The organism is Yaniella soli (assembly GCF_054782375.1).
Genome location: NZ_BAAGSP010000005.1, coordinates 37,276 through 54,490, shown reverse-complemented (window position 1 = coordinate 54,490; position 17,215 = coordinate 37,276). Strand labels below are relative to the sequence as shown.

The 17,215-nt window shown below is 59.3% G+C and carries 12 protein-coding genes; 7 read left to right on the top strand and 5 right to left on the bottom strand.

Translation table 11 applies throughout. From position 1 onward, the window contains the following. Positions 1-41 precede the first annotated feature (41 nt). Together ACYVJT_RS03895 and ACYVJT_RS03890 are read left to right on the top strand one after the other, a co-directional pair. A complete protein-coding gene (locus ACYVJT_RS03895) occupies positions 42-983 on the top strand; it encodes an iron-containing redox enzyme family protein (protein WP_343956269.1) in 942 nt (313 codons plus the stop codon). Then, positions 980-1,204: a CDGSH iron-sulfur domain-containing protein gene (locus tag ACYVJT_RS03890; RefSeq protein WP_343956268.1), complete on the top strand. Its 225-nt coding sequence runs from the start codon at positions 980-982 to the stop codon at positions 1,202-1,204. Before ACYVJT_RS03895 ends, ACYVJT_RS03890 begins: the two co-directional genes overlap by 4 nt. On the opposite strand, the gene ACYVJT_RS03885 is transcribed toward ACYVJT_RS03890, so the two are convergent. Beyond that, complete coding sequence (locus ACYVJT_RS03885; RefSeq protein ID WP_343956266.1) at positions 1,193-1,822, bottom strand: methyltransferase; 630 nt, start codon at positions 1,820-1,822, stop codon at positions 1,193-1,195. The two genes, ACYVJT_RS03890 and ACYVJT_RS03885, sit on opposite strands and share 12 nt — an antisense overlap. 36 nt (positions 1,823-1,858) lie before the next feature. After that, positions 1,859-3,541, bottom strand: a complete 1,683-nt coding sequence (locus tag ACYVJT_RS03880; RefSeq protein WP_343956265.1) for a P-loop domain-containing protein — start codon at positions 3,539-3,541, stop codon at positions 1,859-1,861. Positions 3,542-3,732: 191 nt separating this feature from the next. Between ACYVJT_RS03880 and ACYVJT_RS03875 the strand changes: the two genes are divergently transcribed. Next, on the top strand, positions 3,733-6,072 hold the full coding sequence (locus tag ACYVJT_RS03875) for a putative Ig domain-containing protein (protein ID WP_343956264.1): 2,340 nt from the start codon (positions 3,733-3,735) through the stop codon (positions 6,070-6,072). Positions 6,073-6,144: 72 nt separating this feature from the next. On the opposite strand, the gene ACYVJT_RS03870 is transcribed toward ACYVJT_RS03875, so the two are convergent. Next, positions 6,145-6,699 carry a hypothetical protein gene (locus ACYVJT_RS03870; RefSeq protein ID WP_343956263.1) on the bottom strand — a complete coding sequence of 185 codons (555 nt, stop codon included), beginning with the start codon at positions 6,697-6,699 and terminating at the stop codon, positions 6,145-6,147. Between the two features lie 118 nt (positions 6,700-6,817). Here ACYVJT_RS03870 and ACYVJT_RS03865 point away from each other — a divergent pair, with 118 nt between their 5' ends. Continuing rightward, complete coding sequence (locus ACYVJT_RS03865; protein ID WP_343956262.1) at positions 6,818-8,629, top strand: DUF2207 domain-containing protein; 1,812 nt, start codon at positions 6,818-6,820, stop codon at positions 8,627-8,629. A 2-nt stretch (positions 8,630-8,631) separates the two neighbouring features. Here ACYVJT_RS03865 and ACYVJT_RS03860 read toward each other — a convergent pair whose 3' ends face one another. Beyond that, a complete protein-coding gene (locus ACYVJT_RS03860) occupies positions 8,632-9,537 on the bottom strand; it encodes an ADP-ribosylglycohydrolase family protein (protein ID WP_343956261.1) in 906 nt (301 codons plus the stop codon). Positions 9,538-9,583: 46 nt separating this feature from the next. Here ACYVJT_RS03860 and ACYVJT_RS03855 point away from each other — a divergent pair, with 46 nt between their 5' ends. The 3 genes from ACYVJT_RS03855 (at position 9,584) to ACYVJT_RS03845 (ending at position 15,451) form a co-directional block, all read left to right on the top strand. Further along, a complete protein-coding gene (locus ACYVJT_RS03855; protein ID WP_343956260.1) occupies positions 9,584-10,744 on the top strand; it encodes an exonuclease SbcCD subunit D in 1,161 nt (386 codons plus the stop codon). Next, on the top strand, positions 10,744-13,842 hold the full coding sequence (locus ACYVJT_RS03850) for an AAA family ATPase (protein WP_343956259.1): 3,099 nt from the start codon (positions 10,744-10,746) through the stop codon (positions 13,840-13,842). The genes ACYVJT_RS03855 and ACYVJT_RS03850 overlap by 1 nt, the downstream gene beginning before the upstream one ends. 358 nt (positions 13,843-14,200) lie before the next feature. After that, entirely contained in the window at positions 14,201-15,451 is a 1,251-nt protein-coding gene (locus ACYVJT_RS03845) for a Na/Pi symporter (RefSeq protein ID WP_343956258.1), read from the top strand. A 14-nt stretch (positions 15,452-15,465) separates the two neighbouring features. Here ACYVJT_RS03845 and ACYVJT_RS03840 read toward each other — a convergent pair whose 3' ends face one another. Beyond that, complete coding sequence (locus tag ACYVJT_RS03840) at positions 15,466-17,163, bottom strand: HNH endonuclease signature motif containing protein (RefSeq protein WP_343956257.1); 1,698 nt, start codon at positions 17,161-17,163, stop codon at positions 15,466-15,468. Between the last annotated feature and the right edge of the window lie 52 nt (positions 17,164-17,215).

The following is a 17,215-nucleotide window of genomic DNA, read 5'->3' as shown; positions in this document are numbered from 1 at the left end:
AAGCTTGAGCCAGGCTACCCCGCGATGAGGAGACCCTAGACATGTTGAGCCCTACTGCACGCGGAACGCTGAGCGAACGAGTGCTGGAAGCATTGCGTCATGGCACCACCGCCCAGCTTGACAACGCCCCGGAGCCCGAGAGCGTACAAGACGCACAATTGGCGCTGTGGGTCATGTATGAACAGCACCACGGCGGCTTCGATGATGTGTCAGACGACCTGGAGTGGGATCCGTACCTGATTGCAGTGCGGCGTCGCTTGGAGCAGGACTTTGAACAAACCCTTCGCGCTCGCACCCCACAGGTTCCCGAGCCTGGTGACTTCTCCGAGACGTTTTTCTCCTTCGTGGCCGACCATGATGGTCCGTCACTGGCAGCATATATGCACCGATCGGCCACTACAGAGCAGGTGCACGAGTTTTTGCGCCACAAGTCGATTTATCATTTGAAAGAATCCGACCACACCACCTGGGTGATTCCACGGGTGCCCGATCCTGTGAAGGCGGCCGTGATGGAGTTACAGTACGACGAATATGGTGCCGGCGATCCGAACCGATTACACGCCACGATGTTTGCTCGCGGAATGGCGGCAAGCGGCCTGGAATCCTCCTACGGTGCCTATATTGATGACGCGCCGTTGGAAGTATTAGAACAAAACAATGCGATGTCGCTCTTCGGGCTGAACCGTCGACTCCGGGCCGCGTCGTTAGGTTTCTTGGCCGCTTTTGAAGCCACGAGTTCGACCCCGTCGCGCAAAATTGCCCACGGATTAAACCGGCTCGAGTTCCCGGCCGAAATGATCGAGTACTACACCGAACACGTCGAAGCCGATGCGGTCCACGAACAATTGGCGGTGCGCACCGTCTGTGGGGCACTGCTTGAGGAGGCACCGGAACTCCACGATGACGTCTACTTTGGGGCATGGACCAGTATGGATCTTGAAGACCGGTATGCCGCACGTATGCTACGAGAGTGGGCGCCATGAGTGATGCATCGAACTCGGATCACCCGGATATTATTCTGTGTCCCGGCGGGCCGATGCTGCTGCGCGGGGACCATGTCGTCCAAGACGAAGACGGCATCGAACACGAGACGACGCGTCCGGTCAGTGCAGTGTGCCGGTGCGGCAAATCGCAAATCAAACCCTGGTGCGATGGCACCCACAAGTTCTTACGCAAGCGCTCCGAGGGTCCGTCATCGGGCTAGGTGCACGATGACTCCGTCGTCAAAGCTCCGAGTGTCCTGAACCTCGAGCCCGCCGGGCAGCTGGCGGACGTAGTCGGCGATCCGCTCGACCTGGGTCGTGTTGCCCAGCTGCAACAGTGCGGAGCCGCGCTCGGCAAGGTGACGGTCGATGAGTTCGACACACGTTCGTGCCAGGTCAAGCCCGTCATCGCCGCCGTCGATGGCAAGCACCGGATCGGCGGGAAATTGTGCCGTGTCGCAGCTGCGCACCCACGGTGGATCCGCAATAATCAGCGCAAAGCGTTCGCTGGCGCCCAGTGCATCTTCCATTTGCGCCAGCCGGAACTCGACGCGGGCATTGAGGCCGTTGGCTGCCGCGTTTTCTTGTGCGAACCGTTGTGCTACTGGATTGAAGTCAACCATCACCAGGTGTCGAGAAGAATTGTGCACAGCGCCCAACCCAATGTGCCCCACCCCGGCACACAGCTCGAGGACCGGTCCCGCAGGCGCATCGCCGAGCAGTTTGGCAGCCCAGCCAGATTGTGCTTCGGTCCACGGTCTGGGTTCAAGCACCTGCTGATCGTAGGCGATGCTCAACCCCTGAAATGTGAGACTCTTAGCGGTGGAATGCTCGTGCATGGAAACTCTTTCTCGAAAGCTGTTCACCGATCCACCTTACCGGTGCACCCGGAGACTGCGATTGCGGTTGATGGCTGCGAATACTTCTTGTGGGCGGGGGCGAGCTAACCGGCCGGGGTGGCCCCGGTGCGGGGAGATGGTCTCTACACCGTCGGCGTTGATCTGCTGGAACAGCTCGGTGACCAACTCGTCTAGCGTCTGGTTGGTACCGGTGCGTTGTTCCAGCTCTTTCAGGATGGCGGCAATGCTGTTGGTTTGTGAAGGATCGACCAGCTGTTGTACGGCAGATAGGTCGATGGTGCCACTGGAATGACGCAGCGATTGCAAGCCTTTGGCCTGCCACGACTTTTTGCCCCCACGGTGTTTGCCTGAGTCCTTGGGCTCCAAGCCCTGCAGTACGCGGTGTTGGGGTGCAGGAAATGCCTCTTGTGTGGCAATCGGTTCGGCGAGGTCGCGAGCATCTTCGCTGACATCAGACACACGGTAGTGGTCTAACAGCAGCACACGGTCAGCTACATCGATAAATGCGCCCGAGCCACCGGCCACCAACACGGTGGACACGCCCTGATCCTCCCACAGTGCCCGAATACGGTCCAGCAACGGAGTGATCGGTTCCTTATCCCCGGGGACCAGCTGGCGCATCCGATCATCGCGGATCATGAAGTTCGTGGCCGAGGTGTCTTCGTCAATGAGTAGCGTGGTAGCTCCGGCCTCGAGCGATTCGACGAGCCCGGCAGCCTGCGACGTCGAACCTGACGCATTGGTGGTTGAAAAGCGAGACGTATCGCTACCACCGGGCAGGTCACCAATGAACGTCGAAATATCCACATCGGCCACGCTGCGCCCATCCTCGGCTCGCAACGCCACCGCGTCATCCACCGTGACAGCAAATTCGCGACCGTCACCACCAATATGGTTATACACGCCACGTTCCAGCGCTCGCAACACAGTGGATTTACCGTGGTAACCCCCACCAATGATCAGACTCACGCCGCGGGGGAGTGCCATACCGGTGACTTCGACTCCCGAATCCAAAGTGAAACTGCGCTGGAGCGATGCGGGCGACGCAAATGGCACGGCCTGGTCTGCTGGCAGATCAGAATTGCCCGCGGCACGAGGCAGTACGGCACCGTCGGCGATGAAGCCGACCAAGTCGTGTTCGACCAAGAGCTTGCGCAACCGTGTTTGGTCGCGCATTAATACAACAGCGGTTTCCAGCGCGGCATGATCGGTGTTCAACAGTGCCCGGTCGATGACCTGCGGCAGGGCTTCGGTAAGTAGGGTGCGTGCGGCCCGACCTCGGATGCGTCGTCCCTGAGCGGGCAGGGCTGCTTCCAACCGCACCACGACCTGTGGGGCCTGCTGCGTGAATACCACCGAGGTGCGTTCGAGCACCTGCTGTCCTGGAGTATCGATACTCAGCGCGCCAGAGCCTTTGCCCCCACCCGGTGCGTGTGCACGAATCGCCTCATGCACACGCCGGGTGAGGTAATCGCTGACCGCAACAGCGCCAACACCTTCCAGCAGCCCCGGATCGATGCCGGTGGCCGCCAATGGGACGCGGGCTTGGACGAGCGAAGGTGGTGCAAACGGATCGGATTGCACTCGGTCGACCGACAGTTCGAGGTTATCGTTGAGTCGGTGTGTCCCGGCGATCCGTTTGTATCCTCCGTAGCCGGAACCGTCGAGTTGTTGCAGCTTGTTGGCGAGGGAAGTCATGGCCGGAGTCTAACAAGCTGTTCCCGGCCACGAAATCCGTGAGGCCCGCCAAGCGCGTTAGCCGCGTCGACGACGGGTCCAGTACGTACTGTGCACTGTGCGGTGCTCGTTTCCTGAACATTCACTCAATGGTTAGCCACACGATTTGTCGTCGTTAGTCCAACGTATATCTGCACTCCACAGTGGAGTCCATGTGTAAAAATTCTGTTGAGACTGGCACGTGTTGTCAGAGAACTTTTCATCGTCCAACCGCTTTCCTCAGCGTCGTCGCCGTATCGTTGGGGCTGACGGGCCTCGGGTCGGTCATTGTGCCGGCACCTCAGGCTGCTGCAGCTGAAGCTACCGCATCCGCACAGGGCAGATTCACCGATGAGCTGGGCAGTCCCGACACCATGGAGTTTACTACCGCGGACTCTGCGATCGCTGCGGTTGATGACCAGACGTGGGACTCAGAAAACATTGGCCCAACCGAGTCGCCCTATCAGGCGTTTGAACTCGAGCATCCCGGGGAATTTGCTCCGGTCTCATGGACCGGTGTCGTCGACCCATCGCGCGAGGTCACCTTGCTGGCTTGGAACTATGAGACCGGCGCGTGGGATCAGCTGCGCACCGAATCCGGTGCTGCCCCAGAAAACACCGTGCTGGAAGCTTACCTCTCCGAAGACTATGCCAACGAGACCGGTCAGACCCACCTTGCGGTGACGGGTGAAGACGGGCACATGGCGCGGACCGAGGAATGGGCGCCGGATGAATTCGGTGTGACCAACGAATTCGCTGATCCAGCCGACTACGACTTTTCCATCGCACACGTCACCGACACCCAGTTCCTGTCGGAAGGTGCCGTTGATCCTGACCTGGAGGCTGTTGGGCAAGAACGCTTTGCCGAGGCCTACCGTGCGCAAATGGACTGGATCGTGGACAACGAAGATTCCCGCAAGATCTCGTATGTCGCCCATACCGGTGACATCATCGAAAACTGGATGCTGCCCCACCACCCAGAAGCACAGGCCCGCGAAGAGTTCGAATTCGCATCCGAAATGCAGTCCATCATCGATGACGCAGGCATCCCCAACGGCATCATCCCCGGCAACCATGACAACGGCTGGGGCACGTTTGGCAACGACATGTTCAACGACTACTTCCCCGCCGAACGATATGAGGAAGCAGCCGCGAACTGGGACAACGCATCTTATGGCGGCCCGTGGGAAGAAGGCGACAACTCGGCGCACTATGATCTCTTCGAGGTCGAAGGTCACGAGTTCATTGCCGTATATCTGCCCTACGGTCACAACACCGCACAGCGCAATTGGGCCAACGACGTCCTGCAGGCATTCCCAGACCGGGATGCATTCCTGTTTACCCACGCCTACCTGCGAGCCTCAAGCAACGCTGACGCGTCCAAGGCGATCGGCAATCTTGGCTACGGCGATAACGGCCACCTGCTGCGCAGCCAGGTCGTGGAAGAATACGACAACCTGGTGATGGTCTCATCGGGCCACTATCACGGCACCACCTGGAACCAGAACTTCAATGGCGATGGCGGACCGGTCTTCGAGATGCTGGGCGACTACCAAAACTACGAGGTTGGCGGCGAGCGCAACACCGGGTTCATGCGGCTGTTGCAATTCGATATCGACGCCGGCGAGGTGAAGGTCAACACCTACTCACCGAAGCTCGATGCAATGGGTGCCACCGGTTATGACCCCGAAGGTCGTTACATTGAGTCAACCGATGAGTACACCGCACCGTTGTCCTTGAGCTCGCGCGGCACGACGCTGATGACGGATCAGGTCCGCATTGGCGAGGACTCTGAATCCGTGACCGAACCGCCGGAAGGCGAAGAGACACCGGAACCAACGGACCCACCGACCGAACCGACACCGGACCCACAGCCAGAGCAGGATCTTGTGATCGATCAGCAAGCGGACGTGACGGTGACCGCCGGCACTGAGATCGAACCAATCACGGTGGCAGTCAACGATGAAGACGCCAACGTCGAATTCTCAGAACTGCCAGCGGGCTTGGTTGGTGTACCGGATGCCCGTGAAATCACCGGAATCCCTGAGGCTGCCGGCGATTATCCCGTCACGGTGACCGCGACCGACCAATTTGGCCGCGAGCAGCAGATGAGCTTCACCATGACGGTCGAAGACGCTCCGGAAGAGCCCGACCCCGAGCCAACTGATGAACCTGAGCCAACCGACGAGCCACAGCCCGAACCGGATCCGACCAATGAACCGACCGATGAGCCGACGGGTGAGCCAACTGACAGCCCTACGAATGCTCCTACTGTTGACCCAGTAGGCGACGTCGACGATAACGGAACCGGAAACGACACCGATACTGCCGGATCAAGTGATGATTCAGGAGACGGTGCTGGAACGGCCGATGAGGACACCCAAGCCACGAGCTTTGGTGATCGACTCGCAAACACCGGTGCAGGCTCGACCACAATCTTAGTGGTAGGTGCACTCGCCCTCCTTGGTTTAGGAACCGGCGCCATCATGCTGCATCGCCGCAAGCAAGCCTAAGCCCTAGCGCTCGCGGTCAACTGACTGAGCCCGTGGACTCTATGAGCAAGAGTCCACGGGCTCAGTTGTCGATTAGGACAGGTTGCGACAGTTGCCGCCGATACCACCAATGAGACCGGCGTTACTTGCTACGGACGTTGTTTCGGAGGTCCAGTCGCTTTGTGGGTCTTGAATCTTGATGGCGATTTCCAGTTCGGAGCCTAGTCCAAGTAAACCGCCCAGGAGGTTGGTCGGGACATCTGTCCGGTAGCCATCGTCTGTGGTCTCGGTGTTGCCAGTGAGATTGAAACCGGTGAGCGGTTCAAGAAGAGACCCCAGCCCCGAGGTCGAGGCACTCACTTCGACGTCATCGAATGTGTAACCGTCTGGAATGTCCCAAAAAATCCGTACCCTTGCGCCAAGTCCCAACAAACCCGGTCGGAACTGGCAATCGCGAGTCAGCGTGGGAGCAGGAATTTCGGCGGCCTGGAGCACTCCGGTGGCAGACTCATCTGCCGACCATGCCGCGGTTGTGGAACCAACCGGGGTGTCTCGAGTGAAGGATAGACCCACAATGAGGGCGACCAGGACCACGACGGCGCCGGTGATGTGTCGTCGCCGTTGGCTCGTGCGAGTTGTGCTGGTCACGGACACCGCCTCTCCGGGATAATGCTGCTCGTGGCCCATCGTACCGAAAAATAGTGAAGACGCATGGTTCCGCTAGTGTTGAATTTCTACGCCAGCGAACATAATTTAGACTGGCGCCATGGACGTTCAAGCATTTCGGATCAGGTTTTCCACCCTCGTGGTTGGGGCCGGTGTTGCGCTGGTCTCTCTGCTCTCCGCCGGTGTCGCATCTGCGGACGAACCAGAAGACGTTGAAAACTTTGAGTATGCCAGTTGGAATCTGAACTACGACATCAGCCTCGACGCCAACTCTCGCGCGCAAGCAGAGGTCACCGAAGAACTGCAAGTTGAGTTCCCGCAGACCGATCAGAACCGCGGCATCGTCCGATCCTTACCGTTGCGGTACCAGTCAGCGCCGGCGGCACCCGAAGACATCAGTGTCACGGATGGTGCCGGTGATGAGGTGCCCTTCGAGGTGGAAGATGAGGACGGATTCCGCAACATCCTGGTCGGTGACGACACGTTCGTCCATGGCACCCAGACTTATGTCATCAGCTACACCGTCGATGACGTCATGCACGCCACCGATCAGGCCGATGAATTCTACTGGGATGTGGTCCCCGTCGATCGGCAACAACCCATCGAGGATGTGACCGCCCAGATCCGGCTTGATTCCACGCTAAGCGCTGCAATGACGGGCAACTCGTCCTGTTATGTTGGCACCCCGGACGACTCAGCCTCCTGCAGTATTGAGACCACCGGTGATGGTGCGCTGAGCGTTTCGGAAACGCAGCTGCCGCCAGGTCAAGGGGTCACGGTGGCCATCGGTGTGGAACCGGGTACTGTGACCCAACCACCCGAACGCCAAGAAAACGTGTTGCTTGACGTCGTGCCGCTGCTGCTTGTGGGCGCAGCATTCCTACTGACTGCCGGTGGCGCGCTGAGCGTGCTGGCCATGGTTCGGCGATACCGTGACGATACCAGCCAGCCCAGCACACAATACGGCATCCCAGAGGGCATGAACCCGCTGATTGCCCGGTGGGTGACCGGCAGGGGCCACAATCCGATCGTGGCGACCATTCTTGATCTGGCCGTGCGTGGTGTGCTGCGGATTGAGGAACGCGAAGAGCACACGGGGAAGAAACCAAAAATGAAACCCGTCCTACGGCTCATCGACCCACAGCTGGCCACCGATCCGCTCGAGAGGCAACTGCTCGAAGGCATATTCCCCGATCTCACACCGGGCGAGACATTTACGTTCCCCAAAGACTCAAAAGACTTCACCAAAGCAGCCCAGAAAGTCGTGCAAGACAGTGGTGATGCCGTGCTGGAGCGCGGCTATCAACAAAAACTTCGCCATCGCGGGGCGGCGGTGGCCGGATGGGTTTCGCCGGTCTTTTTGATCCCGGCCCTCGTGCTGCTCATCATGGGCGCAAGCCGAGACAACACCGTGATGACCGTGCTCAGTGTGTGCTTGGGTTTGCTCAGTCTGATGCTCATGATCATTTGCGTGGTGAAACACCGTGTGCTGACGCCTCGGGGCGCAGCCGAGCGCACCCAACTGGAGCGGATGCGCCAGATGATCGACGCCTCCGAGACCGAACGATTAGACATCTTGCAGTCCTTTACCCACGCCAGCCGCCGAACGGCGGGCCCTGACTCCGAGAGCCAAACGATCCAGCTCTATGACCGGTTACTGCCCTACGCCGTGCTGTTTGGCAAAGAACAAGAATGGTCCGAGGTGCTCTTCGACACATACCAGCACTACCACGTCCCGGCCCCGATATGGTATCCAGCACTACTGCATCACGGTACCGACAGTCTCAGTCCGTTGAGTTCGATGCTCAGTTCGGTCAGCGCGGCCGCTGCGACCTCGAGCTCGGGCGCAGGTTCCACCGGTGGTGGTGTTGCCGGTGGAGGTGGCGGAGGCGGTGCCGCCGGTGGCCGGTAAGCCTAGCTGGTGAGTTTCAGCCAGCGCTCGATAACTTCTGTGAGCACATTGAACTGGTCTAAGTGCGTGGGAGTATTGGTACCGGATTCTCCCAGGAGTCCGCCGATCAGTTGACCGGCAACCAGCGCCGTCGCACGTGTATTGCCCCCGAAATTTACCGCATTCGTGACCGCTGCGGCATAGAGCTGCTCGGGTGCCACGGGCTGTTCCAGCGCATCGGCCACCGCACGGATTGCGGCCGCCAACACCTCGTGGCCCGTCATCGGCGTGTTCACGGAGCCAGCCAGAGTGGTGCGGATGAGTTCTGCCAGTTCGACACCGTCATGGTCCGTCAGCCAAGCTAGGACGTCGGTGACCGCGCTGAGCAGAGTTTTGCCCGCGATGATGTGGTGGACCAGCAGACTATACGCGGCCGGTGCGTGCCAGGACCCATGTGTCAGCACGGCGACCTGATGGGACATCTTGGCCACCCATTGAGCATCAACCTGGGGGATCATGCCCAATGGCGCAGACCGCACCAGCGCATCGGCACCGACGGAGTCTGCACCGTGGGGCGTGCGTGGGGTGCCCATGTCGGACTCTTCGAGCCCGGCTTTCGTTGCGTCATCGACGACGCCCGAGGCCACCGGATGCGCGTCGATCCAGCGGTCAAGCGGGGCGGGAACCCCTTGTGCAAAAGCCCCGTACCGATTCTTATACCAACGCAACAAGGCAAGCCACACGGCGGCGGGAGGATCGGCTGCCTGCCCATCGCTGGCCCACTCCAAGACCTCGAGCAAACCGTCGGCCACGTAGAGACCAAGTTGGGTTCCGGTCGAACATTTAGTGCCCTCGGGGTCAAGCGCGGCGGCCTCGGCGCGGGCGCCTCCGTAGAACACCCCGGCGATGCGCGAAGAGAAGTTATCCATGGCCATAACCTTATCGCGTCCCACCCGGATGCCTAGACTGAAGGGTATGCGGATTCTTCACACCTCGGACTGGCACCTGGGCCGGTCTTTCCACAACACAGACATGCTTTCGGTACAACAGCACGCCATCGATGTCATCGTCGCCACCATTACCGAGCGCGACATTGACCTGGTGCTTATTTCCGGTGACGTCTATGACCGCGCGCTGCCGCCGGTCGATGCGGTGCGCATGTTTGACCAGGCGCTCGTGGACATGCGCGCGGCCGGCGCCGAAGTGGTCGTCACCTCGGGGAACCATGATTCGGCTATCCGGCTGGGATTTATGTCCCGGATGATGCGCAACGCCGGGGTCTATATCCGCACGATGCCGGACTCGATCACGGACCCGGTGATGTTCGACGACGCAAACGTGTGTATCTGGACGGTGCCCTACTTGGAGCCCCGTCTGCATGCGGCTCAATTCGGGGTCGATGCGAACCACTACAGCATCATGTCGCATGTGATGGAACAGGTGCACGCCCAGATTGCGGCGCGCGGGCTCGAGGATGCGACACACATCATGATGGCCCACCTGTTTGCCGCCGGAGCCTCGGGCTCAGACTCGGAACGCAACATCGGTGAAGATGCCGGTGCCGAAATCGGCTCATTGGGCCAGGTGCCCGCCGACATGTTTGCGCGCATGGATTACGTGGCGCTGGGGCACCTGCATGGCCGCCAAACGATGGCCGACACCGTGCGGTATTCGGGTTCCCCGGTGGCCTACTCCTTCTCGGAACACCAACATCACAAGGGCATGTGGCTCATCGAAACCAAAACTATGACGGTTGACTGGGTCGACATCCCGCAGCCGAAGAAACTCGCCGTACTCCACGACGAACTCGAAGCACTTCTGGAATCTGACGAATACGCCTGGGCGGAGGAGGCCTGGTGCCAAATTACGGTGACTGATCCGCAACGGCCGCCGCGCGCGTTTCAACGGCTGAAACAACGCTTCCCCGATATGTTGAACTTTATTCTCGCGCCCACCGGCGGTGTCGAACAGCAAACCACCTACTCGGATCGCATTGCCAAAGCCACCACGGATCTTGACCTCGTGCTCGACTTCGTACACCACGTGCGCAACCGAGAGGCCTCGGTACAAGAACACAGCTGGTTGCAAGACGCCCTGAACCACGTGAATCGTGTCAAAGAACAGGACGTGAAATAATGCGCATCCACGCCCTCACGTTCCAAGCCATCGGGCCCTACGCCGGGCAACAGCACCTGGCGTTTGCCCAACTCGACCAGGTCGGTCTGTTTTTACTCGACGGGCCCACCGGCGCCGGAAAATCAACCATCCTAGACGTCATCACCTTTGCGCTCTACGGCAAGGCCGACGATGAGCGCAAAAATACCGAGCTCCACTCCACGCTAGCCAAACCCGGTGTCGCCCCGACCATTACGCTTGATGTCTCTTTCGGTTCGAGACGCTTCGTCATCGACAGGGTGCTGCAACACTTGGCACCCCGCCGCGGTGCCAAAGATCCCGACGACGTCGTGATCCGTCAGGCCAGCATTGCCCTGACCGAAATTATCGAGGGCGAATCGCGGCAGTTGACCACCCGGGTCGACGAAGCTCAACAGATCCTGCGCTCGGTGATCGGGCTGAGCCGCGAACAGTTCACCTCCGTCGTGCTGTTGCCCCAGGGCGATTTCGCACGATTCCTCAAAGCCTCGAGTAATGATCGTGAGGCCATCCTGCGTCAGCTGTTCAATACCCACCGCTTCGACGAAATCGGTGACTACCTGGCCACTGAGGCCAAGAAACTCCGCGGCGCCGTCGAGGCAGACAGTGAGCGTCGCGAAAGCCTGCGCGCCGGACTCATCCAGATCGCTGAAACGTGCACTGCGCCAGCTCACGACACCACCGACCCCGTGGACGAAAAACTGAGCGAACTCAGTGACGAACAGCTGATCGAACACGTCGAGCACGTCATGAGCGGGCTTGAAACCCACGCCCGGCGTCGAGTCGAGCAGTCGAAGACGACGCTAGAGCAAGCTCAGAAACGGCTTGCCGAACTCCAGGAACAGCGAACCCAGATTCGCGACGCCACTGACTACCGCCAGCGTCACCAAGCACACCGTGACGACGTTGTGGCGGCGAAATCGGCCCGGCAACAGCTCACGATGCACGACCGTGCCAAACCTGTCGCGGACGCGCATCGTCACTTCCAGACCGCTCAACAGCAACAAACCGCAGCCATCGAGCAATGGCAACACCAGCTCGACGTGGCACAACACGACCCCATGGTGGTCCACTGGGCCGCAGACCGCGATATTTTCACCGTGACCGTCGACGAGGTGGCGGCGTTGGTGGATGGTTGGAAAACCGTGGAGTCCTCCGCCATTCGGGCCGTCGAACAACTCCGGCAGCACGAAAAGACCCAGGCGACGATCACCGCACACCAACAGCAACTCACACAGCGCCAACACGCCCAAGAGCAACTCACTGAGCAGATTGCAGCCCGTCAACAAACCTTCGAAACGGTCCGAGAAGAACTCGAGGCGAGCAAGGCAAAGGCCGAACAACTCGCCGGCGTCGAACACACCCTCGAAACCGTGCAACAGCAACTTCGAGACGCAAAATCGAAACAGTCTGCTGCCAAAGAGGCGCATACGGCACAATTGGCAGCAAACACCGCGGAACAGGCCCGCGATGAGGCGAAGAAAACCTCCGATGACGCACTGGAACATGCCCAAACGCTGCTGCGTCGACGGATTGAAGCGGCCGCCGGATTCCTGGCCGAAAAACTCGAGGACGGTCAGCCCTGCGAAGTTTGCGGATCCATGAGCCACCCGGCCCCGGCCGAACTTCACGGCTTAGAAGAAATCTCCAATGACGCCGTCAAAACGGCAGAAGATCGCGCAACCGAAGCTCGTCGGGTCGCCAACGAGGCCGAACAAACGTACCAAAGCCGATCGACCACCCTGCACGAACTCCAAACGCGAGCCGGGGGATGGGGCGTTACCGAGGCCGACGCAGCAGTTGCCACCGTGGAACACAGCGTGGCAACCGCGCAGCAAAATGTTACCGAACTGGCTGCACTGCGCGCGCGCATTAAAGAACATGAGACTCGTGTCGAAGCGTTGCGGGCCGAACAATCCGCGGCAGAACAGCAACTGACCGAAACGACTACCCAGATCACCTCCATCACCACTGAGCTCGAGCAATCGCGCGCAGCATTAGCCGCCGCCCTGGGTGCATACGAAACCGTTGAGGCGTTGCGCTCCGCAGTCGAACCGGCTTACCGAACGGTGAGTCAGATTGTGAATCAAGGGGCTGACGTCTCTACGGCGGTCAAGGAGCAAACATCGTGCGCCGATCGCGTGGCCGAAGCGTTGCGGAAATCTGCAACCGACGAGGAACCCGCATTTGACGACGCCGATGCTGCCACAGCGCACCTGCTGGATGCTCAAACGTATCGAGAACATGACCAACTGGTGCGCCAATGGACCACCGAACACGACCGGCTCGAGGAAAAAGCAGGCCAACCCGCCGTCGTCGCCGGACTCAAACTCCTCGATGAGGGCCACAGCGCGCCGTCCGAAGAAGCCCTCGAAACGGCTCGGGACGCCCAGCACGCGGCGCAAGTTGCACTGTCACAAGCCAACCGAGAACACGGCAGCATCCAAGCCGCACACAACCAAGCGCGCGGCCAACATCAACAATTGGAAGAAGTCAGTCGACGCTCTGCTCACCAGTTGGCGACTTACGAAGAACTCGCGGGCCTCAGCGATGTCGTTGCTGGCCGGGGAGAGAACTCGGCGACGATGCCACTGCGCTCATTCGTGCTGGCCGGTTGGTTGGAACAGGTCGCGGCGAACGCGTCCGAACGACTCACCGGCATGACCGGGGGACGATACGAACTCAAACACGCTGTGGGCCATGGCGGACGTGGCCACGCCGGACTGAATCTCGAAGTGATCGACCACGTCAACGACACGGTACGCAACCCCTCCACCCTCTCCGGTGGTGAAACGTTCATGGCCTCACTCGCTTTGGCACTCGGGCTGGCCGATGCCGTGCAAGCACAGGCCGGCGGTGTCGCCATGGATACCCTATTCATCGATGAGGGCTTCGGCTCCCTCGATGCAGAAACCCTCGAAGACGTCATGGGGGTCCTGGATGCATTACAGGACGACGGGCGTCTCATCGGACTGGTCTCTCACGTTGAATCCATGAAACAGCAAATCCCGCACCGCATCCAAGTGCACAAAACGCAGACCGGCTCCAGTGTGAAGGTCATCGCCCCAGACTTGGCTTGATCGAACCGCTGGTGAACGCAAGTTGACTATATGGGGCCTGGTCGATTGACCTGCGGGTGTAAACCTGACAGGTTCGTAACCTACATCACGAGCAAACTGGTCAAGGGCTCGATTGTTGCACTAATTTGGGAGACTGATGAAAACTGATTGTTCACCTTGGACCAGTTGCCATGAACGTGATGAACACCTCTTTGTGCCGCCTGACCGGGGTAAAACCGGCCTTTTGCACTCAATAGGCGCCAACCAGAGCCTCTATTCCGTCTTTAAAAACCGGCCATTATTTTTGGGTTAACCTTTCGTTCATGTATCGATGTTTCACTGTGTGTGACATCGACAGAGCGAAGGGACTATCTCGGGTATGAGCCTAGATAATTCTACGGAGAACAGGGTCCTAAATTTTGATTCTCCGGGCGACGGCGCACCTATTGAAACAGTTCAACGCCCCCGCCTGCTGGACCGTCTACCAGTAACCGCTAGAACTCGAAAAGTTATCGAATGGTTCTCCGTGGTGTTCGCGGTGTACCTGTTGATCACCGCCGTGAATGTGATCGGCTCGGGATTCAGCGCGGCAACCGGTGGTCAAGCCGAAAGCATCTTTACCTTTGCCCAAAACCCCGTCGTCGGGCTCGTCATCGGTATCCTCGCGACCGTCCTCACGCAGTCTTCCTCTACCACCACTTCCATCGTTGTGGGTATGGTTGCCGGGGGACTTCCACTGGCTACTGCCATTCCGATCTTGATGGGTGCCAATGTTGGTACCACGATGACCTCGACGATTGTGTCACTCGGGGCAGCCGGGGATCGGAATCAATTTCGTAGGGCCTTCTCTGCGGCATCAGTCCACGACATGTACAACATCCTGTCGGTGGCGATCTTTTTCCCCCTCGAGTGGGCATTTGGCATCCTGGATCACGTCGGTACCTGGTTCGCCGGCCTGACCACAGGCTCCGATGGCGGCATCATCGCCACCATATTTACGACGTTTGGCAACGCGGTCTCCGCCGTGACCGATCCAGGTGCAAACGGCGTCGAAGCCGGACTCACAGCAGCGCTTCCGCCGGTCTGGGCAGGTATCGCAATGATCGCCGTCGGTGTTGGCCTGATCTTGATGGTCATCAAATTCATCTCCAGCATGCTTAAGGTATTGCTGGTTGGCAACGTCGAGAAAATGTTCCACAAGGCCATCGGTCGTGGCCCGATCTCTGGGATCTTCTCGGGACTGCTCATCACCGTGATGGTCCAGTCGTCATCAACCACCACTTCACTGACCGTGCCGTTGGCCGCCTCCGGCAAGTTTTCGCTGTGGCAGATCTACCCCTTCACCGTGGGCGCCAACGTCGGCACCACCATTACGTCTATGATTGCCGCCTTCGGCTTTACCGGTGGCCAAGCAACCGCTGCCATGACAGCAGCCGCAGTGCACCTGTTCTACAACATCTTCTCGGCATTGGTGATTTTCTTGGTGCCGTTCCTACGTCCGCTGCCCGTACTGGGCGCTTCATGGCTTGGAGCACTCGGAGCGAAGAACAAACTCTATGTTGTTGCCTGGTTGGCGGGACTCTTCGTCGTGCTGCCTGCCATCATGATAGGAATTACTGCTCTGTTCTAAACTTAATGCGCGTATTAGGTTTGGAAGAAGTAGTTTTTCCTCGGCTCTTGTCCAGGATCAATGAGCCGGTGCAGCGTAAACCGGAATTCGCCATCAACCTTGCTGATGTGGAGTTGATCAGCATGCAGAGCCTGGTGATGGTGCGAACACAATTGAACCCCGTTCGCCGTACTCGTGTCACCGTCTTCGGACCAATATTGAACATGGTGCACTTCGCATAACGACGCCGCCCAGTAACATCCGGGCACAACACAGCCCCGGTCTCGAGCAAGAATCGCGCGTCGAATGGGCTCGCTAAACTGCCGTTGTTGCTGACCACTCGACAACACTTGTCGTCGTCCGGTCAGTGTGATTGGCGAAACCCCAACATCGCAGCGTATTCGAAAAATGACATCCGGGGGAATATACCTAGTAAAGATTCCCTGAGAGACTCGTGGTTGGAGTCGGTCCAAATTGTCATCGTCGAACAACTCACCAATATCTGTGGTTTTCGGTGGTGGAAGACTCATGACCGATTCGCCGACGTTCGTCGTCGAAGACTCGGACACCTGCGCGCCAGCGATTTCGGGGACATGGGTACTTTCGCCCTGGGACACTTCTGCCGTATGCATCTGAGCCAGTAGCGTCAACAGTCTCTCGCGCTGCTCGGCGTCAATCTCGGGTAGCAGCCCGGCGAGTTCTTTGCGGACGCCGTCCAACAGTGTCGCATAATCGGTAATCACCAGCATTTGTGTGTGCGCACCGCTGGCGCCACGGAAGCCGGACTTGTCCAAGTTGGCCATCCCAAATTTGATGAGATCGCGCAGCGCATGCATCCGACGATGGCCCTTGCTGCGGGTTTCAAATTCGGCGTCGTCGTCCTTGCCGCGCGGGTTGGTGAGCGCATACAGCATCGTTTGTGTCGCTTCATCGCCTTCGGCATCCATGATGACTTTGTACTCGATGGCGTTTTTGTTGCCGCGGACGGGCCCAACGCGACGCACATCGTACATGGCGTCGGTCTGTTGCTGGGAAAAGTTGTGGTCGGCCGGATCGAGTGATGCCATCGCTTGCCGTTTGCGTTCCCCGACGAATCGGCTGAACTCTTCGGGCGTAGTGGACTCGATTTTCGTGGCGAGATCCTTCTCAATCACTGTGCGCAGTTTGGCGCGGTAGGCTTCATCTTTGCCCGCGGTTTCGGCAGTTTTGTCGACGTCGTTGATCATCGACACGGCCGCAGAGAGTTTCCCAGGATTCACGCGGCCCTGGAATGCGCCAAGAATGGGCAGCCGAGTTTCGCCCACGGTCGTGCCGCGGTCGGGGTCGGTAACACGCGCCGGTGTCATGGATGCCGCAAGACGAACGCGCCCGGCGGCCTCGTGGCCGCGAATGCCATGGGTCTTTGCGATGAGGTCGTTGGTGTCGCGGAACGCTGTTTTGCCCCGGGGTAATCCCAGCGTATCGCGCAGCTTGACGGTGTCGAAGCCATCCTTGATCAGACCTGTGTAACGGTATTGCAGGGGCGTCGCCGCGCGCAACGTCTCCTCGAGTTGCATAGAGCGCTGCAACACACCGTCACTGGGCACGTCAGGCTCTTGGTCGTCGAGCTGTTGGAATGCGCCGCGAATGAGATCGTGGAGTTGCTCGGTGGTCAGCTCACCCCAGTCAACGGGCCCGTCGACACCGGGGAGGTCGAGTGTTTCGAGCAGGTTGGGCGCGGTCGCGATGGTCATGGGGTCTCACCTCCGATCTAGGTGAGACCATCCTGCTACACATCGCGCCGCG

What these genes read in the sequence shown, in the direction of transcription:
- ACYVJT_RS03845 (WP_343956258.1), top strand. Translation starts at nt 14,201, where the DNA reads ATGAGCCTAGATAATTCTACGGAGAACAGGGTCCTAAATTTTGATTCT.
- ACYVJT_RS03875 (WP_343956264.1), top strand. Translation starts at nt 3,733, where the DNA reads ATGTGTAAAAATTCTGTTGAGACTGGCACGTGTTGTCAGAGAACTTTT.
- ACYVJT_RS03885 (WP_343956266.1), bottom strand. Translation starts at nt 1,822, where the DNA reads ATGCACGAGCATTCCACCGCTAAGAGTCTCACATTTCAGGGGTTGAGC.
- ACYVJT_RS03890 (WP_343956268.1), top strand. Translation starts at nt 980, where the DNA reads ATGAGTGATGCATCGAACTCGGATCACCCGGATATTATTCTGTGTCCC.
- ACYVJT_RS03860 (WP_343956261.1), bottom strand. Translation starts at nt 9,537, where the DNA reads ATGGATAACTTCTCTTCGCGCATCGCCGGGGTGTTCTACGGAGGCGCC.
- ACYVJT_RS03840 (WP_343956257.1), bottom strand. Translation starts at nt 17,163, where the DNA reads ATGACCATCGCGACCGCGCCCAACCTGCTCGAAACACTCGACCTCCCC.
- ACYVJT_RS03855 (WP_343956260.1), top strand. Translation starts at nt 9,584, where the DNA reads ATGCGGATTCTTCACACCTCGGACTGGCACCTGGGCCGGTCTTTCCAC.
- ACYVJT_RS03895 (WP_343956269.1), top strand. Translation starts at nt 42, where the DNA reads ATGTTGAGCCCTACTGCACGCGGAACGCTGAGCGAACGAGTGCTGGAA.
- ACYVJT_RS03880 (WP_343956265.1), bottom strand. Translation starts at nt 3,541, where the DNA reads ATGACTTCCCTCGCCAACAAGCTGCAACAACTCGACGGTTCCGGCTAC.
- ACYVJT_RS03850 (WP_343956259.1), top strand. Translation starts at nt 10,744, where the DNA reads ATGCGCATCCACGCCCTCACGTTCCAAGCCATCGGGCCCTACGCCGGG.
- ACYVJT_RS03865 (WP_343956262.1), top strand. Translation starts at nt 6,818, where the DNA reads ATGGACGTTCAAGCATTTCGGATCAGGTTTTCCACCCTCGTGGTTGGG.